This window comes from Sphingobacterium sp. UBA7631 (genome assembly GCF_002483935.1).
In the GTDB taxonomy this organism is placed as follows: Bacteria; Bacteroidota; Bacteroidia; order Sphingobacteriales; family Sphingobacteriaceae; genus Sphingobacterium; species Sphingobacterium multivorum.
The window spans coordinates 176,952-195,884 of the sequence record NZ_DLIX01000011.1; the positions used below are offsets into that span (position 1 = coordinate 176,952).

The window sequence follows — 18,933 nt, forward strand, 5'->3', positions numbered from 1 at the left end:
ATTTTAATTATTGTATATAAAATCTATCAATTCATTAACATAATTATCCGCATTAAAATTTTTTAAAGCTGCAATTTTTCCATTCCTGCCCAATTTATTTGCGAACTCCTCGTTTTCTTGGATCAACAAAATATTTTTAGCCATTTCTGCATAATCGCCAGGATAACTGCCTAAAAAATCAATTCCATTTTGTAAATAACTCTCAACTTCACCTACTATAGTCATTAAAACTGGATTACCAGATAAGAGATACTCGCCTAATTTTGTCGGGAAACCACCTGAGGGGAAACTAGAAGGAGTCGACAATAAACATTTAGCATTTAATAATAATTTGGGGATCTCATCTCCTCTAACTCGTCCAAGGATTTTTACCTGATTATATAGGCCATTATCTTCTAAAAATTCAAGAATCGATTGATAATCTGGCTTACTAGATAAGTCCCCAATTACATACAATTTTCTTATGGAATTCAAATTAACGGCTAGTTTTACATATTCACTGTAAACTTTAATAGAATCAAAGATTGCATCCCGATTATGCGAACCCACGACAACTGCTATATATTCATCATCAACTTGATTTTTTTTGATACCAGAATACCTTTCTGGATCTATTGACATAGGCAGAAGAAAAGTTCTATTGTATTTTGAATAAAATGATTCAAGCTCCTTAGTAATTGTTATAATTCCAGAAAAAAACTTCAAATTAAATATTCTAATAAATTTCCCTAGTCTCCCCGAATTACGATAATTATATGGGTATTCTGTTTTATCAATAACAAAAGGAATTCCTTTTAATAAACTATACATACGAAATACAAACGCAAAAAATAAAGTGTTATGATAGGTAATAATCCCATTATATTCTCCACGATTTATCAATATAAGCGCTCTAAAAATGCCATAAATATAATACCAAAACTTATTAAAAACAGATGGTTTAGCCGACCAAGTTATTCTCGAAATATTTTCAAAGCTAACACCCTTGTAATTACCGGTGTGATCTTTATTGATAGCAGCCTCTGCTGTAGGAGCAAGAATGAACACCTTCAAATTATGCCCCGATTTTACAATTGATCTACAATAGCTAAACACTCTCAAGGTTGAAGCATTACCGATAGGGAAAGGTCCGAAAAAAATAACAGCAATACTTTTCTTTTTATTTTCTAATAATGCCATAAATGCAAAATTTTACAAATGAAATCGGGTACAACATCATCAATTTAAAATGAACTGAAAACTTCGAAATTATCCTTTTGACAAAAGATTTATGCTGAATATTAATTAACATTATATTTCTAATAATAATTAATAGCCGCAATTTATCTTTAGATGAACTGGATAGTGTTCTTGCAAAAGCACTTGCATATAATATATTTGCGCATTTTCTTTTTACAGTCTCAACATTCTTACTCAATTGATTATCTGAATGATCAATTCGGTAAACCGCTCCATAATAGTCAACAAATTTACCTTTAGAAATCTCAGAAATTCTTATCCACATATCGCTATCTTCTCCATTGCTAAGACTAGTATCAAAGAGACCAACGCTATCTAATATACTCTTTCTAAAAATTATAACATTTGTATTTATATTATAAGCTCTAAAGAGAACATGATATTGAACATCTAAACGGTTCATTTTTTCTCTAGTCCATGGGATTAATGTCATACTTCCATCTGGATTTAGAACTTCCTTTTTTGCCCTAGCAAAAGTATACCCTATTTCAAGATCATTGAATTCTTTAACAACTATATTAAGATATCCCGGGAGATAATAGTCATCCGAATCTAAAAAACCAATTAAAGTACCCGTGGCAACACTAAGGCCACGATTTCTCGCGTAAGATGCTCCTTGATCAGTACATTCTACTGGTTTTTGTATCAGTGTTACTTTATCTCCAAATTCTTTTACGATTATTATCGTGTTATCAGTAGACCCATCATCACTAATGATAATTTCTAATTCATAATTATAGTTTTGGTCTATAATGCTTTCAATACATTGCTTAATCGTAGATTCCCTATTGTAAGTGGGAACTATTATACTAACCCTCATAAGTTCGCTTTATTTTGATGTAAATACGACGCTGTAATAGCCCAAAGAATTACTAAATATGCAAAATATGTCGGATATAGAATAAGATGACTTACCATACTCATTACTAGAAACATAATTAAAGAGACAATATTTGCTTGAAATAGCCTAGAGTCTAGCTTCCTTATTTTTAACGTATTAGAGATGACAGATTTAATAAAAAATAAATAAATAATTATACCAATAACACCATAATCGTAGATAATTTCAATAAAGTCGTTGTGTGAAGATAAGTTTTGATTTGCTACACCTCTTGTTTCCCATACAATGCCGCTATTTCTAACCCCATTATGTCCAACTCCCATTAACTTATTTTCGAAAAATTGTTTCTCGAAACTATTAAAAACGGTATTGTAAATATCAACTCTTCCCGAGCCTCCATCATCCTGTATTGAACTTAACCGATTAGTGATATAGTCATCCGATCGAGAATTAAAATGATCATAAAGACCAGATAATCCAATAACGACTATAAAAACAATAAATATTTTCGAAAAGAAATTACCTCTTTGATCTCTTATATAATCAAAATAGATAGAAACTAAAAGCATCAGAAACATGCATATCATCGCCGACCGCTTAAAGGAAATTAAAGCTGCTACAATTGCTAAAGAAAATAATAAATACTTCCAAGTTTTATTGCGTAAAAGAAATATAAATGGAGTAAGTAAGATAACGTAAAACACATGATTCAGTGATTTACCACCTGTGACGATACTAAAGCCTATTGTAGAAAATCTAATCAAAACAAATTGAACAAAAAGGATAAGAAGAAGACAAATCATAGATTTCACTATGAAATTAAATCTAACATCTAAAGACTTTCCATAAAAAACTGCAAAAAAGATTAAGAATATAGATGGCCACCATATTACCTCCCTTAAATCAAATAAAACATTCGCAGAATTTAATAAAACATTAAGAAAAACATATACATACCATAAGATTACTATTCTGCAAATATTGCTAAAAACTAAAATCTTAAAATTAAAAACCATAGTAATTATCGCAAAGATCTCAATTAGAGAAACGATTATAGAAGTAATATATGGAGCTATTCCACCTACTAGTTGAACATCTGAATTTCCAAAAAAATACAGAGAAACAATACTCCAAATAAATAGAAGAAATATTAGAAATCTAAAAAACATCAGTTATAGAAAATTTTATTTAGATAAGTCTTTGACTTTGTTATTAATTCGTTCAGTTTGCCTTCATAATCTACAAGCTCTAACTCCCGAAAATCTGCTAAATTATTTATTAATCTATCTTCCAATGTTAATAGTTTTAATAAAGACAGAATCCTATAGGATGCTGATTGAAGAGCAATATATGTATAAAACTCCTTCTTAAATAATACAGACATGGCGGTACCGTGAAATGAATCAGTGATCACAACATCAGCATATCTAATATAGCTGATAAAATCCTCTATTCCCGCAGATTTAGCAAACACATCGCACCCCTTATAAATTTTTTTCAATTGAGCCATTGGATCATTAGAGATAATAACAATTTTCCTGTTCTTTGCCAACTTCTTAGCCATTTCAACCAACGGTTTTTTACCATTCAAGTCGTAAATGAAAACATAATCATCTCTAATAAGTCTTTTCGAAGAAATTGAACACCATTTATCTTTGTCGGCTAAAAATACTGGATCTAAAACGTGCTCCGTGTTCTTGCCCGAAACATCAGCTAAAAACTTTGCCCCCAATTCTTCTCTACATGATAGATAATCAAAATCAGTTACCAAATTTTTAATCTTATTCTTGATATTCTCATCTAAATTATTAATTCCAAAACTAGGTGCGTAAGCTGCTTTGATTTGATTTTTCGATTTTTTAAAAGGCTGAAAGTAGATTAGTCGATCGGAATGATTAATATTAAATACTTGATCACTTCCTGTTATAACAACATCATATTTGAAAGGTACATCAGATAAACTTTTATAACGAGGGGTCATTTCAAATTGAATATCAGCAAACTTCTTAAACTTAGCTCTCTTTTTTAAATAACTCGTAAGAAAAGGAGTCTTAAAGACGTAGGAAATCGCTTCCTTAATCGATTTCGGTTTCTGATAAAAATCAAAACGAGACATATGCTCATCTGTGAAATAATTTATAATTTCAATTTTATTTCCTGTTTCTTTAATATAGCTGTACAGGCCATATGTTTGGAGATATGCCCCATAATTAATTGGAAAATGGAAAGTTAATAAGCCTACTGTTTTCATTTGTATTATGTTTTCAAGAATATTTATTCGTATGTTCTATTGAATATCTTTTTGATATTGCAACTTTAAAATTTTTAGGTGGAATTCCAATTGCTATCATAGCGATAAAAACTTCAGATTGCTTTATGTCAATGATCTCTCTCATTTTCATATCTTTTTCCACTGAATGACTACAGTTCAAAATACATGAACCTATGTTATAATAATGAAGTGAATACAGCAGATTCATGGCATAAATTCCTCCATCAATAAAAACCTGGTTTCTTTCCCCTGGGGAAGCAAATCCGCCAACCTCGCCAGCTACAATAATCACTTTATTTGCTAAATGTCCAAACCCTCTATTACCACCCTGAGCTTCTAAAACTTTTCCAACAGAGGTTTTATCGGTGATGATATATGTCCTCCATGTTTGTCTATTGCAAGCTGATGGTGCATTTTTGGCAAGATTAAGAACATTATCTAAATTTTCTTGTGAAATTTCTTCATTTTCATCAAAATTTCTAACACTCATTCTTGAATTTGAAAAAGTTAAGAATTCAGAATTTTTATATTGGAAAAAATCATCCCTTTCAAAAGACAATTGTTGAGTAGGAGAAATACTCATTAACCCCTCAATCTTAGTTATCGCTTTAATAATGTCTTCATTTAATTCAAAATTATTTACCTCATGAAATCTCTTATATTCAAAAATGACCCCTATCGCATGCAGATACTGCTCGTCTTTGCTATCATATTTTTTTGAGAATTCAAGACAAAGAGATGACAATCCAATTATTACGTCTTTACCAAAGCCAAGTCTCGAGCTAGGCATTGTAAGCCCCTTTTCTATAATATGATATTTAGTAATGATTTTTTCTATTAGTTTTGTCTCATCCCCATGGCCATCAGTACCAGAGTATCGATAAAACCGTTTTAAATCATATAAATATGCAGGATATAGTCGTTTAACTAAAATTAGATTTCTAATTAATGACACGACGTATTTCGGAAGAATCCTTTTAACGATATTTTTCATCTCTTATTAAATTGGTATTTTTGAATTAAAGTATTAACTGTTGTTTTTAAAAAAGTCTTTTCTTTCTTATTCAAACCAAAAAAATAGATAAAAGAAATAGACAGAAGAGCACTAACGAAGCTTACTAAAATCACTCGCAATAAACCATCGTCTAAATAGCTAGACAAGAAATAAATTGAAAAATAAGAGAGCGCGAAAACCAACAAGATTCTTAATACTACATCCTTTAAATATTTCAAAATATCCAGACTAATCATTCCCTTTAACATAAATAACCTAGCAAAAAGTGCAATGATCGAAACGCATAATGTGATTATCATTACGGCATATGGTGGATAATGTAATTCAAAGAAAACATAGGAAATAGGTAATGATAAAAGAAGAAGTGTTCCAACGATTGCTTGATAGGATTTTATATTCCCAGTTGCCTGAGCGGCAGTCATTAAAGAATATGATAACGAGTCAACTAATGCAATAAAAATAGTCAACTTCGTAAATATTTCAACGAAAGCTGGAACTTCATTTAACCATAATTGTAATATGATATGTGTTTCCAACAAAATTGGAATACCGAATATCATCAGAAGGAAAAAAGAGAATTTAGAACTAGTAAAAACTAAATTCATCATATTTGACATCTCTCCCTTAGCGTAATACTTTGTTATTTGAGGGCGTGTAGCCAACATAAAATTAGTAACAAATTGATTTAGGGAATTGCTTAATTGAAACGAAAGAGCACGGGCACCATTTACTGCGGGTCCAAAAAAGATATTTAAAATTATATTTGCTCCCTGATTGTTAAATACACCAGCTATCGAACCGAACAAATTCCATCCAGTAAATCCAATTAATTTTTTCAGCAACCCTCTGTCGTAAACATAAATGATGTGGCTTTCGGAAAACTGTCGAACACAGAAATATCTAAATAATAGAAAAACAATTGATGTAATAAGGAACATTAAAAATGAATAAACTATCAGCCGATCATATACAGAAATTGACAAAATATATGCAATTACTAGCTTCGCTATTACTTCAAAAACACTAAAATAAGCGAAAGTGGACATCTTTTCCCTAGCAACAATCAATGCATTATATGGTATCGTTATAATAGATACAATGAAAGATAAAATCGAAAACTGAAATGTCCAAATCGCTGCATCTAATCTATCAGCTGGCAAGGTTAATCTATTTTTTAAAAACCAAATCCCACCAGTTTCAGCAATCAATAATACTATTAATGAAAATAATATGTAGATAAATAAACTTGTGCTAAAAGTTTTTCGTAAGCTTTCGTAATCTCTACGTCCTAAATCAAACGAAAAGAACCGCTGAGTTGCAGACGACATTGAATTACTTAAGAATGCCATCATCATTACCACGCCACCTACAACACTATAGATACCATAATCAGTTACTCCAAGATATTTAAGCACAATTCTTACAGTAAATAACGACACTCCCATTACGAAAAGCATACGTATATATAGTAGCATAGTATTCTTTAGAACACGCCGATTATTTTCTAGAACAGATTGATTATCCATGTTTATAATCTATTATCAGCCTCTTCTGTTATTGTTCCTTTTACGTCATAAACAATGGCAATATCTTTTTTTAGACTAGAAAAATTTATATCCAAAAATTCTTTATGAGCTACCCCTAAGACAATTGCATCAAACTTTTTATTTGGTAAATCAGCCGTACTTTCAATACCGTATTCGTGATGTACTTCAGCAGGATTTGCCCAATGATCATAAGTTGTAACCTTTATGCCATAGTCTTCTAAAGCACGGATCACATCAACAATCTTGGTGTTGCGAACATCAGGACAATTCTCCTTAAAAGTAACACCAAGCATTAAGACCTCAGCACCATTCACGTTAATCCCCTTTTTAATCATTGTTTTCACCACTTGTGAAGCTACATATTCACCCATGGAATCATTTAAACGACGTCCAGCCAAAATAATTTCTGGGTGGTAGCCATGCTCCTGTGCCTTTTGCGCCAAATAATAAGGATCTACACCAATACAGTGACCACCAACCAATCCTGGTTTAAATGGTAAAAAGTTCCATTTGGTACCTGCTGCTTCCAATACTGCGTGGGTATCAATATTCAAAATATTAAAGATTTTTGCCAATTCATTCACAAAAGCAATATTAATGTCACGTTGTGAATTCTCAATCACCTTAGCTGCTTCGGCAACTTTAATACATGGTGCTAAGTGTGTACCTGCGGTAATCACTTCTTTATAAACAGCGTCCACTTCAGCCCCGATCTCAGGTGTTGAACCAGATGTTACTTTTAATATTTTCTCAACGGTATGTTGTTTATCGCCTGGATTGATACGCTCTGGGGAATAACCGGCAAAGAAATCTTCATTGAATTTTAAGCCGGAAATCTTTTCTAAAACCGGAATGCACTCTTCCTCTGTAACACCAGGGTAAACTGTAGATTCGTATACGACAATATCACCTTTCTTCAATACTTTACCTACTGTTTCTGAAGCCTTATATAATGGAGTCAAATCTGGACGATTATTTTTATCAACCGGTGTAGGTACTGTAACTACATAGAAATTTGCTGACTCAATATCATTTAGCTGATTGGAACAATACAATCCTTTGCTATCAGTTAAAAATGGATTATCATTTGATAAAACAGCCTGAAGAACTTCATCTTCCACCTCCAACGTAAAATCTTTTCCAGCACGTAGTTCTTCTATGCGTTTTTGATTAATATCAAAGCCGACTACGGGAAACTTCGTAGCAAATAACCTGGCCAAGGGAAGACCAACATATCCTAATCCAATTACAGCTATTTTTTTCATTTATATACGAGTTATGATGATTAAATTACTATTTTAAATTTTCCCAATACCATTTTACAGCTTCTTTTAGCCCTTCACGGATTACATGTGTCGGCTCATAGCCCAACAACTGGCGTGCTTTGTCAATGGAAGCCAAGGAATGCGGAATATCACCTTGTCTATTGGGACCATGAACAATCTCCACCCTTGCAATTTCAGAATCGTATTCTGTCAAAAACTCTTTTAGGTAACCAACCAATTGATTCAATGTCGTACGGTCGCCAACAGCCGTATTATAAACAGTGTTGACTGCACCTAGATTATCTATGGTCATAGCACGCTCATTCATTTGGATAACATTGTCGATATAGGTAAAGTCACGCGAATAATCCCCAGCACCGTTTATCACAGGGCTCTCATAGTTCATAAATTTCTTGACAAACAACGGAATCACAGCTGCATAAGCACCATTTGGATCTTGGCGACGTCCAAAAACATTGAAGTACCGTAAACCAATGGTTTCCAAGCCGTATGTCTTCGAAAAAATATCTGCATATAGCTCATTCACATATTTAGTAATGGCATAAGGAGATAATGGCTTTCCAATAATATCTTCCACTTTTGGAAGGCTTGCAGAATCACCATAGGTAGATGAAGAAGCCGCATAGATAAAACGCTTTACTCCAGCATCACGTGCAGCAACCAACATATTTAAAAAACCTGTTACATTTACTTCATTAGAGGTCTGTGGATCTTTAATAGAACGTGGCACAGATCCCAAGGCTGCCTGATGTAGCACATAGTCAACTCCAGCCACTGCTTGTTGGCAGTCTTCATTATTACGAATATCACCTTCGATCAATGTAAAATCTGGGTTGCCTTGATGTTGACTAATATTATGGCGATGCCCCGTAGCAAAGTTATCTAATACGACCACTTGATGGTTTTTACCTAAAAAATGTTCTACAAGATTTGAACCTATAAAACCGGCCCCGCCGGTGATTAATATTTTACTCATTTTTTGAAGTAATTATATTACAGAATTATTTGTATACAAAATGATATAACGTTGTTCTTCGATAGCTTTCTGAAAAGAAAGATTGACTTGCTTTCCCAATTTTTTTTCAACCTTGTCCGCTAACAGCAATAAATATGCCTGATTTAGATTTTCCCCAAAAATTAATACATCAATTTTCCCCGAATCTATGCCCTCCGCATAGTCTCCGACCAAACTAACTTCTTGAATATCTCCCGCTTGTAGTAATATATTATCTACAATTTCATCAATACCCAAATAGGTATGAATTAATTTTTGAATTGGATTAAATAATGAATGTTTGGTATTAGCACGGTATAGGATTTTATTTTTGTCTGTACTTTTTTCTAAATAACCTGCTTCTGACAATTGGTTTAGTTCTTTTCGTATGGCATTGGTTGATTCTTGAAACTCATCCGCAAGACCTCTTAAATGTGATTGGTTACTAGCCGATACAAAAAACTTAATCAATAGCTTCAGTCGAGTCTTGGATGTAATTAAAGAGTCTAACATGGTATAGTTCAGATTGAGTAACAAAAGTACTCAATCTGATTTTATTTATCAAATTAAATTATTGTTAAACAATGGTCAGTTGTTTACTCCCCAATCGCATAATAGTCAAAGCCAAGTTTTTTCAGACTAGCGCTATCCAATAACTTCCGCCCATCAAATACAAAGGAAGGCTTCTTCATCTCTTTCTTGATCAGCGCCCAATCATACCCCTTAAACGCATCCCATTCTGTTAATATTGTAGCAGCATGCGCCTCACGTAAAGCTTCATAAGGATCATTAACAACGGTTACCAAACGGCGATTCTCCTCAGATGAGCGAGTTTTTAAATAATCCAGATCCTTATAAATTTGTTCAGCCGTTACTTTTGGATCGTAAACCATCAGATGTGCCTCCTCATCCAATAGATGATCGGCCACATAAATAGCAGCAGATTCACGCGTATCGTTCGTGTCTTTTTTAAAAGCCCAGCCTAAAAAGGCAATTTTCTTCCCGTTTACCGTATTATACATGGTCTGAATAATTCGTTCTGCAAATCGCGATTTTTGATGGTCGTTTAAAATAATTACCTGTTCCCAGTAATCAGCTACAGCAGTCAGGTTGTAACTTCGTGCGATGTAAACAAGATTCAGAATATCTTTCTGGAAACAAGAACCTCCGAAACCTACCGAAGCCTTCAGAAATTTGGGTCCAATCCGGCTATCATGGCCAATGGCCCGAGACACTTCATCCACATTAGCACCCGTCACCTCACACAACTCCGAAATCGCATTGATAGATGAAACACGTTGGGCTAAAAAAGCATTTGCAACTAATTTAGATAATTCAGATGACCATAAATTGGTCGTAAGGATACGTTCATGTGGAACCCAGGCGGCATAAATCTTCACCAGCGCCTGAATAGCGTCTTCATCTTCACCGCCAATAAGCACTCTATCTGGATGTTGTAAATCCACAACGGCTGTTCCTTCAGCTAAAAACTCCGGATTGGAAAGTATAGAAAAATTAACACCATTTCCTGTATCGTCCAATATACTTTTTAATGCTGCAGCCGTGCGGACCGGCAAAGTCGACTTCTCGACAATTATTTTATCACCCTGAGCAACCCGAGCAATTTGCCGTGCACAAAGTTCGATATATTTTAAATCTGCAGCCTGCCCCTTCCCTTTACCATAGGTTTTTGTCGGGGTATTGACGGATATAAAGATCATGTCCGCCTCATCGATAGCCGTTTCAACATCTGTCGAAAAAAACAAATTCCGCCCACGAGCTTCCCCTACCACCGCGTCAAGCCCAGGTTCATAAATTGGAAGCTGGCTAAGATCTTCGTTATTCCACGCATCTATACGTTGTTGATTCAGGTCAACAACAGTTACCTGAATAGCAGGATTCATCTGCGCAATAACTGACATTGTTGGCCCCCCTACGTATCCCGCTCCTATACAAGCAATCTTCTCTATTTTTTTCATTTTTCTTTATGCCTAATTTCTATAAGTCAATTTTCTTTTAATCAGCAAGCCATTATTCTGCTAAAGATAGGAATATGACCCGAATTTGTGATCAAAAGAAAGTGACGTAATCAGCTTAACGTAAAATCCACGTGGAACATCCCCATGAATAAGAATAAAGAAACCCCGGCAAGCAGGGTTCCTTTGAGTTAAATAGGTATGTAATATGGAATAAAAACACGTAAATTACTTATTGATAAAATCACCCGGCTCTTCGGAATGATTATGATATACCCCCATCATGGGAAGAACAGTACTAAATGCTTTCTTTTCCCCATTTTGATAATTAATTGCAGCTTGTATTCTGACTTTATAATTAGTCAGATCAACTTCTTTCGCTTTATCCGATGCAATCCGGAATCGTACAGATACTTCAAAAGAAGTATTTTCACTTTCTTTGAAAGGCAGAACCAAGATCTGCTGCAGCTTTATTTCTACCTTGGAGTCTGTAGATCGGACGTCTTTCACCACAATATTATTGACATCATCCCGAAATCGCTCGCCCCGAAACACCAGCGCCCCGTGGGTTGCTCTTAAACTGCCACTATACTGTCCAGGATGATCCTGAAAACGGTAGTAAACATACATGGATACATCAGTAGGTTTTTTCTTTCTAGAAGAAAAAAACCGAAATAAAGCATAAGCTACTGCAATAAACAGAAATATATATAAATACATCATAATCAACTCATCATTCTATCTGAATGTCAATATCCTTGCGTTCGTAGATATTCCTCTAAATGCGTATAACAAAAGTAATAAGTAATTGTGGACAGAAACAGAGACCCTAGGGTCTTATTTACAATTAGGAAAATAAAAACTTATTAGGTTTAATGAAAATAATGCATTTTTGTTTGCCTTATGAAGCCAAATATTATTGTCACCATCTTAATGTTGCTCTGCATAGCAACCATCCGTTTCGGAAGAGATGCGATGATGGCCAATAATCAGGTTGCAATAGAGAATTGCATCGCCAAAAATTCGCCTCTACTCATTGCAAAGGAATCCGCTGAGTACACCAATCCGATATATTACTATCATCATTCCGTCCTTTTTGCTCCCCTCAACCGAATTAAAAGGGAAGTTGATCAAGAAAAAGGCATTTTCTGGCTCAAAAAGGAAATAAGTCTTTCAGACAGCTTAACAACAGGCAATTATGTCTTATCCTTCGACAATTTAACGTATGTCAATCTCACCCTAATCGATTCAAAAGGTAAAATCGTATATAAAAAGAAATCAGGCTTGTTCCGTAAACGCAAGGATCTGGATCCGCGAGATGGCCGTGATCATTTTGTTTTAAACCTGGAAGCGGGAAAACCCTATACCATATTGCTCCGGGTAAAACATAGCAAAGGCTACACACCGCTGTATAATTTCCATTTACAGAAAGAACTGGATTATGTTAAAAAGAAACAACATAGCCGAATTGTCCATGCGTTTATGGAAGGTGCCATTATTGTACTCCTGCTGTATATGGCATTGGCGTGGATAGTATCACGCTACCGACCCTATATCTGGATTTTTCTGTTCTTGCTATCTATTGGTATATATAGCGTTGCGCTTCAAAACATCTTTGTCGATTTTATCTTTTATGACAGTCCCCAACTGGGCTGGAGCATGGTATCGCTCTTTAGCAGATTTGCTGCTATTAGTTTCTATCTGTTGACCATAGATTTTCTTCAATTAAGGAAGCTGCATACCCGTTATTATAAAGTAGCTTGTTACATTATTTTCACGATTGGCATCACGGCACTATTTACATTTGTCAATAATTTTTATTTTGTCAATTATAAACAAAGTAACTGGGTAAATATTACGCTCGGCATTATTCATATGCTCTATTTTTCCAACCTTTTTATTTCACTCTGGAAAAAGATAGACCTGATGCAGCGCTTCTTAGCGTATGGAAGTGTGTTTTTTGTGACCGGTATCACTGCCATGGTCTACTGTGCACTCACTTTTCAAGAGCAGGCCATACAATATGTTTCCATGCTGACCCAGTTTTTTGCTCTAAGCATTACCATGTTGCTATTGATCGGTATACGCTTAAAATTGCGAAAAAATGAGCTGGACTATCATCAATCGACAGAGTCAATTGTGCAGGAAAGAACAAATGAACTAAAGAAAGCAAATAATGCACTTTATGAACAGCAAATCCAACTGCTTCAAAAGAATCACTATATTGAGACATTGATCGATGAAGTTAATCATCGGGTAAAAAACAACCTGCAGCTCTTATATAGTCTCGGAAGCCTGTACAAAACAGGTGAAAGCCATGGTGTTCAATATAATCAGGCCATCCAGTCGATGCAAGACCGCATCCACGCCATGATGCTGGTCAACCAGCTGCTGGTATATAATCACAACAGCCAGCTGAAATTAAAAACATTGGTTATTGAAACGGTCAATTACCTTAGACAGATGCATGATCCAGAAAAAAAGGTCAGCGTTAACGTCGATATTGAACAAGACTGGTTGATATCCACAAACACGTCGATCCCACTAGCGTTGATCATCACAGAGCTATTGACAAATAGTTATAAATATGCTTTTCCAGAAGGAAGCACAAGCACTCCAGTCATTAGCCTAAGTATCATCAAGAAAAAACTTGCGACAATGATGCATTTTGAAGATAATGGCATTGGCGCCACCCAAACTGTTTTATCAACTTCTTTCGGAATTGGTCTGGTGAAAGACCTAACCAGGCAGATTAAAGGAACCGTGACCATCCAGCAGGAGCGAGGATTTCAGTATATATTTGAATTTAACAACATGATATGAGCCTAAAAGTTTTAATTGTAGAAGACGAAATGATTATCGCCCGATTTATCGAATATCAACTTCATTCCCTTTATTCAGGATTGGAATTGCATATTGCGCTCACGGTCGACGAGGCAGATCAATACATGGCGCAAAACTCACCAGATCTAATACTCTGTGATATTCAGCTCAATGATCGACTAGATGGCATTGAGTTAATGGAAAAATATGCCGCAACCAAGCTTTTTAGCCTTATTTTTATTACTTCGTATCAATCGAAAAGCAGCATAGACCGCGCAGCAGCACTAAATCCTGAAAATTACATTATTAAACCGTTGGGAGAAAATCGGCTCTATGCTGGCACGCACTTGGTTATCCAGCGCCTACAACAACAAAGGGATAAAAACCAAACGGTGGAAAAATTAAAAACATTGACTCCGGCAGAGTTAAATATCCTTAAGCTGATAGCCCTCCGACATACGACTAAATATATTGCCGAATCACTATTCCTCAGTCCCTACACCATCAAAAACACCAGGCACCGCATCTGCCGGAAGCTTGACCTCCAGGAAGAAAACAATGCGCTCTTATCCTGGGCTATCGAACATCAACATTTGCTGAAATTCTAAGTAAAAAAATAAGGGTTTGTTCCATTACAAACCCTTTCCCATAAAATAAGAATTAATGCAAATTATGTCGTCTGATTCGATTGTTCGTTTGATTGATAAAGCTCTCCTATCTTCAATACTGTACTAAACGTCTTTGGTTTTCTGTTGGCATAATTCAACACACCAGCAATGCGTATCCCTTTACCTTCCAATGCTGTTATTTCACCTTTCTTTCGTTGTAATTTAAACCGCACCGATACATCTGAATCGCCTTTTTTGCTTTCGAAAGGCACAACCACAATCTGTTCCAGATTGACAACCAAAGCGGGATGATCGGGTTTCACCTGTTTGATTACCATATTTTTAAGCTCTTCGTCTTTGGACTTCGTCCGAAATACAAAAACACCACTTTTTGTCCGATAGTCGCCACTGTATTGTCCGGGCCTATCCTGAAACAGGTAGTTGACCTGCATCGAAACAGCTTCTTTAAATAGCTTTTCCCGCTGCCTTGATTGTAGAATAAAATAAATAATAAATAAAACGATAACTGAAACTGTTAAAATAAGTACCATAATAAAATAGATAATAGGACTAGGCGTTATACAATCTTATGATTGCATTTAACTATATCTCAAAATTAGGGTAATTGGCAATAGATGGCTAAAATTGACAGGGGACAAATTGGGGACAATCACATATTTAGCTAAAAATCAACCGTATATTGTATTTTTATATTGGATTTATTGAATAACTTACTTAAGGGCTATACGAATTCGAGTTTTACATTTCTTCCTGAGAGCAGGAATCAGCTACACGCTAAATTAGCTCATGTAGCTGATTATATTGATCCGAGCTTACAAGGAAATAGTTTAACTTGTAGCTAGATTGAAATTAGTCGATCAGTTTGGACTGATGACGTTCCAATGTATTATAAATTTTCTTGACATCCTGGGATTTCTCTTTTTGTAATACCAGTATCGCATCTTTTGTATGTACAAGAATACTATCGCGCATCCCCACAAATGCCGTATAGATATCGGTACCGATAACCATATTGCCATTCTCATCAACCGGATGCCCCGTCTGTTTCAAATAATCATACATCGACTCAAAGGAACCGAGATCGGACCATTGAAAACTGGTGGCGACAACACGAATTTTCTTGGAGCGCTCCATCACCGCATAGTCAATGGAGATCGATGGAATCTCCTTAGATAGAGCCAAATCCAGCTCTCCATCCTTGCGATGCTGCCATGCGTTGAATGCTGTTGCATACACTTTAGGCTCAAAAGTCTGTAACTCGGCCAGAAACGTATCGGCTCTAAAACAGAACATCCCAGAATTCCATAAGAAATTGCCGCGTTCAATAAAATCTTCTGCGGTATCCTGATTTGGTTTTTCGCGGAAGGATAAAACTTTGTCATCCTTATATTCGATATAGCCGTACCCCGTTTCAGGACGTGTCGGCTGAATACCAAACGTAACAATATAACCTTTATTAGCCTTTTCTATCCCAGCTTTGATTGCTTCCGCATAAGCCTCCTCACCTACAATTACATGATCAGAAGGCGTCACAATCAAAATATCATCCGGCTGTGCGGCAAAGGCAGCGAAAGCAATAGCAGCAGCTGTATTACGGGGTGTAGCCTCTACAATGTCAATATAGTCTATCTTATTGTTTTCCATGACTTCACGGCTCAAACTATGATTATCACAGTTGCCCACAACAATCACTTGCCCGCAAAGGGATTGATTACGTTTAACAGTCATTTCAAACAATGAGCCATCCTTAAATAAATCAAGGTATTGCTTGGGATAACTTTTACGCGAAAGCGGCCACAAACGGCTACCTACTCCACCTGTTAAAACAACATGAATTATTCTGCTCATAATCTTTATTTTTGCTGTTCCTCTTTTGCAGCGACAACACGACGCAGTCCCGCGCTCGAAAAACGATGTGTTCGCTTATTATAATAGATTTCAATATTCTCTTCTACGCAGTACATACGACCCGAAAAATCTTTGTCCCGATATTCCTCGCCAATAATACGGATATGAATAGGAAGTGCTTTGATCATATCAATCAAATCTTGCTCCGTCTCATAAGGGATAATTTCATCTACATAGCGACAACCTTCCAATTGTACATATCTTTCGACAATCGTTTGCGTCGGTTTAGCTTTCTCAGGAAATACTTCTGAGGGATCTGTATTTAAACCAACAATCAGGTAATCACAATTTCTCTTTGCTTCTTCAAGCATCATAATATGGCCAGCGTGCAGTAAGTCAAACACGCCAAAGGTAATTCCAATTTTCATCTTATAATCTTTTCTCTAGTGGTTGATTAGATCGTTTAGCTTCGTACTATCTATAATGATTAGCCTATTTCTAGAGCTGTTCCATCTTGCGAATTGGCATCTGCAACAATTCTCCGCAAGCCCGAGCTTGAGAAGCGGTGATCTCTGCTATTGAAATAGAGTTCAATACCTTTTTCCTCACAATAGGTTCTTCCAGTAAAGCTTTTCTCGCGGTATTCATCGCCAACAATTCGCACATCAATATTGAATGAGCGTAAGATATCTTCTAGATCTTGTTCAGTCGCATAAGGAACAATCTGATCGACATATTTACAACCCTTGAGCTGTATATAACGTTCTACAACGGTCTGAACAGGTTTGTTTTTTTCAGGACGGTCAATAGTTGGATCTGTCTGAAGGCCACAGATCAAATAGTCACATTGTCTTTTTGCATCTTCCAACATTTTAATATGCCCAGCATGCAGCAGGTCGAATGCACTGAAAGTAATACCAATTCGCATTCCTTTTTCTGGAATTTTTATCATAGTCGCATTGATTTTAATAGAATAGAAATTTTATTGTATTCATATACCAAAGATAAGATATATCTAATAACAATTGGAGGTAATATTTGGTTCGATAAAAATGGGATGACTATATAGTCAAACCTACGTCGTGATGTCGAATAAATAATTCCGCACAAGCACGTGCATCTGAAAGAGCTTCATGATGATTCAAATCAATACCCAATACTTCACAACACGCATTAAGCCTTGCCGGTTTAAATCCCTTGCCTTGGTAAATCTTAAATGTACACTCCCATTTATCCATTAATCCAAGGTGATCATAGGGCAAATTATAGTAACCCATCGTTTTGCGAAGCACACCACGATCAAATAATTCATTATGAGCCACCATAATCCGATTATTAATAAGAGGATAAATTCGCGGAAACAACTCCTTGAATGTGGGAGCCTCGGCCGTATCACGAGGCCGAATCCCATGCACACGTGTGGTCTGCCACATATATTGGTTATGGGGAGGTTGTATCAATGAATAGAATTCCTCCACAATAACCCCTTGCTCAACCACAACCAATCCAATGGCACATGCTGAATTTTGGTTGGCCGTCGCCGTCTCGAAATCGATTGCTGTGAAACTTAATCCTGATTGCATTAATCCTCCTCCTTAAACATTAGCAAAAATAACAACTTATTCCCTATTTTTGAGAATTGATTTTCCTGAGAATATCTTTATTGATTAAACGTCTTTTGCGATCAAAAAACCAGCCCCACTTATTAAAGTAATAGATCGCAGACTCCATCCCTATTTTAGTCAAGCGCCACGATTTGTGTGATCCTTTTTCAAAATGATGATAAATATGTACCCTTGGATAGAAAACCGTACGATACCCCGCATCTATTAGACGCCTACACAAATCAGTCTCTTCACCATACATAAATATGCCTTCATCAAAAAGACCTATCTCATTTAATGCTGAAATTCGCAAATACATAAAACAGCCTGACAAATAGGGCACATCCATAATACGATCATAACCAGTGAATCGAAGTTCAAAAAGATCATTTCTCTTTTCGACCATCTTCTTAAACGGGTTAAACCTTCTTCCTATCCAATCGTAGGGTGTTGGTAGCAGCTTACAAAGTCGCTGGATCTCATTATTCGGATAGAGTACCTTAGGCATAATATTGCCAATATCCATATTCTTCTCCAGATAATCGGTCAATTCTTCTAACACACCTTCAGCATAATAAACATCAGGGTTTAAAATTAGATGATATGTCGCCCCTTGTTGAATAGCCAATTTCAACGCAATATTATGCCCAGCCCCAAATCCGGGATTGGATGGGTTGTGAATATAGATAACTCTAGAATCATCAGAGATATCTTTAAGTTCATCAATTGGTGAGTTATCAATGAGATAAAGTATCACATCTGGAAATGTTATTTTCAAAAAACTCGAAATAGCCGCTTTCAAGACTGTTTCGTTATTTTTATATAAAACTATACTGCTAGAAATAACCATTTTTCCCAT

The 18,933-nt window shown here is 35.6% G+C and carries 19 protein-coding genes; 2 read left to right on the forward strand and 17 right to left on the reverse strand.

Annotated features, from left to right (window positions below):
* Positions 1 to 3: 3 nt before the first annotated feature.
* From B3P16_RS23105 to B3P16_RS23155, 11 genes are all read right to left on the reverse strand, one after another.
* Positions 4 to 1,179, reverse strand: coding sequence for a glycosyltransferase (locus B3P16_RS23105; RefSeq protein WP_286844654.1), 1,176 nt, complete (start codon positions 1,177 to 1,179; stop codon positions 4 to 6).
* Positions 1,160 to 2,059, reverse strand: coding sequence for a glycosyltransferase (locus B3P16_RS23110; RefSeq protein ID WP_286844656.1), 900 nt, complete (start codon positions 2,057 to 2,059; stop codon positions 1,160 to 1,162). The genes B3P16_RS23105 and B3P16_RS23110 overlap by 20 nt, the downstream gene beginning before the upstream one ends.
* Positions 2,056 to 3,249, reverse strand: a complete 1,194-nt coding sequence (locus tag B3P16_RS23115) for an O-antigen ligase family protein (protein WP_286844658.1) — start codon at positions 3,247 to 3,249, stop codon at positions 2,056 to 2,058. The genes B3P16_RS23110 and B3P16_RS23115 overlap by 4 nt, the downstream gene beginning before the upstream one ends.
* Positions 3,249 to 4,331: a polysaccharide pyruvyl transferase family protein gene (locus tag B3P16_RS23120; RefSeq protein WP_286844660.1), complete on the reverse strand. Its 1,083-nt coding sequence runs from the start codon at positions 4,329 to 4,331 to the stop codon at positions 3,249 to 3,251. Before B3P16_RS23120 ends, B3P16_RS23115 begins: the two co-directional genes overlap by 1 nt.
* 13 nt (positions 4,332 to 4,344) lie before the next feature.
* A complete protein-coding gene (locus B3P16_RS23125) occupies positions 4,345 to 5,346 on the reverse strand; it encodes a nitroreductase family protein (protein WP_286844663.1) in 1,002 nt (333 codons plus the stop codon).
* Complete coding sequence (locus B3P16_RS23130; RefSeq protein ID WP_286844666.1) at positions 5,343 to 6,893, reverse strand: lipopolysaccharide biosynthesis protein; 1,551 nt, start codon at positions 6,891 to 6,893, stop codon at positions 5,343 to 5,345. The genes B3P16_RS23125 and B3P16_RS23130 overlap by 4 nt, the downstream gene beginning before the upstream one ends.
* A 2-nt stretch (positions 6,894 to 6,895) precedes the next feature.
* Positions 6,896 to 8,179, reverse strand: coding sequence for a nucleotide sugar dehydrogenase (locus B3P16_RS23135; protein ID WP_286844669.1), 1,284 nt, complete (start codon positions 8,177 to 8,179; stop codon positions 6,896 to 6,898).
* Between the two features lie 28 nt (positions 8,180 to 8,207).
* Positions 8,208 to 9,176 (reverse strand): SDR family oxidoreductase, encoded by a 969-nt coding sequence (locus tag B3P16_RS23140; RefSeq protein ID WP_286844670.1) that lies wholly within the window; start codon positions 9,174 to 9,176, stop codon positions 8,208 to 8,210.
* A 12-nt stretch (positions 9,177 to 9,188) separates the two neighbouring features.
* Positions 9,189 to 9,707: an ArsR family transcriptional regulator gene (locus tag B3P16_RS23145; RefSeq protein WP_286844672.1), complete on the reverse strand. Its 519-nt coding sequence runs from the start codon at positions 9,705 to 9,707 to the stop codon at positions 9,189 to 9,191.
* 83 nt (positions 9,708 to 9,790) lie between these two features.
* Positions 9,791 to 11,173 carry a nucleotide sugar dehydrogenase gene (locus B3P16_RS23150; RefSeq protein WP_286844675.1) on the reverse strand — a complete coding sequence of 461 codons (1,383 nt, stop codon included), beginning with the start codon at positions 11,171 to 11,173 and terminating at the stop codon, positions 9,791 to 9,793.
* A 225-nt stretch (positions 11,174 to 11,398) separates the two neighbouring features.
* Entirely contained in the window at positions 11,399 to 11,893 is a 495-nt protein-coding gene (locus B3P16_RS23155; RefSeq protein ID WP_286844677.1) for a hypothetical protein, read from the reverse strand.
* Between the two features lie 180 nt (positions 11,894 to 12,073).
* On the opposite strand from B3P16_RS23155, the gene B3P16_RS23160 reads away from it, so the two are divergent.
* Positions 12,074 to 13,993 carry a 7TM diverse intracellular signaling domain-containing protein gene (locus B3P16_RS23160; protein WP_286844679.1) on the forward strand — a complete coding sequence of 640 codons (1,920 nt, stop codon included), beginning with the start codon at positions 12,074 to 12,076 and terminating at the stop codon, positions 13,991 to 13,993.
* Positions 13,990 to 14,601, forward strand: a complete 612-nt coding sequence (locus B3P16_RS23165; protein ID WP_153845386.1) for a response regulator — start codon at positions 13,990 to 13,992, stop codon at positions 14,599 to 14,601. The genes B3P16_RS23160 and B3P16_RS23165 overlap by 4 nt, the downstream gene beginning before the upstream one ends.
* Before the next feature lie 62 nt (positions 14,602 to 14,663).
* Here B3P16_RS23165 and B3P16_RS23170 read toward each other — a convergent pair whose 3' ends face one another.
* From B3P16_RS23170 to B3P16_RS23195, 6 genes are all read right to left on the reverse strand, one after another.
* Entirely contained in the window at positions 14,664 to 15,152 is a 489-nt protein-coding gene (locus B3P16_RS23170; RefSeq protein WP_286844683.1) for a hypothetical protein, read from the reverse strand.
* A gap of 319 nt (positions 15,153 to 15,471) precedes the next feature.
* Entirely contained in the window at positions 15,472 to 16,470 is a 999-nt protein-coding gene (locus tag B3P16_RS23175; protein WP_286844685.1) for a mannose-1-phosphate guanylyltransferase, read from the reverse strand.
* 5 nt (positions 16,471 to 16,475) lie between these two features.
* Complete coding sequence (locus B3P16_RS23180) at positions 16,476 to 16,898, reverse strand: adenylyltransferase/cytidyltransferase family protein (RefSeq protein ID WP_153845383.1); 423 nt, start codon at positions 16,896 to 16,898, stop codon at positions 16,476 to 16,478.
* A gap of 59 nt (positions 16,899 to 16,957) precedes the next feature.
* Complete coding sequence (locus B3P16_RS23185; RefSeq protein WP_286844688.1) at positions 16,958 to 17,422, reverse strand: adenylyltransferase/cytidyltransferase family protein; 465 nt, start codon at positions 17,420 to 17,422, stop codon at positions 16,958 to 16,960.
* Between the two features lie 109 nt (positions 17,423 to 17,531).
* Positions 17,532 to 18,053 (reverse strand): 3'-5' exonuclease, encoded by a 522-nt coding sequence (locus B3P16_RS23190; RefSeq protein WP_286844689.1) that lies wholly within the window; start codon positions 18,051 to 18,053, stop codon positions 17,532 to 17,534.
* A gap of 43 nt (positions 18,054 to 18,096) precedes the next feature.
* Complete coding sequence (locus tag B3P16_RS23195; protein ID WP_286844690.1) at positions 18,097 to 18,933, reverse strand: glycosyltransferase family 2 protein; 837 nt, start codon at positions 18,931 to 18,933, stop codon at positions 18,097 to 18,099.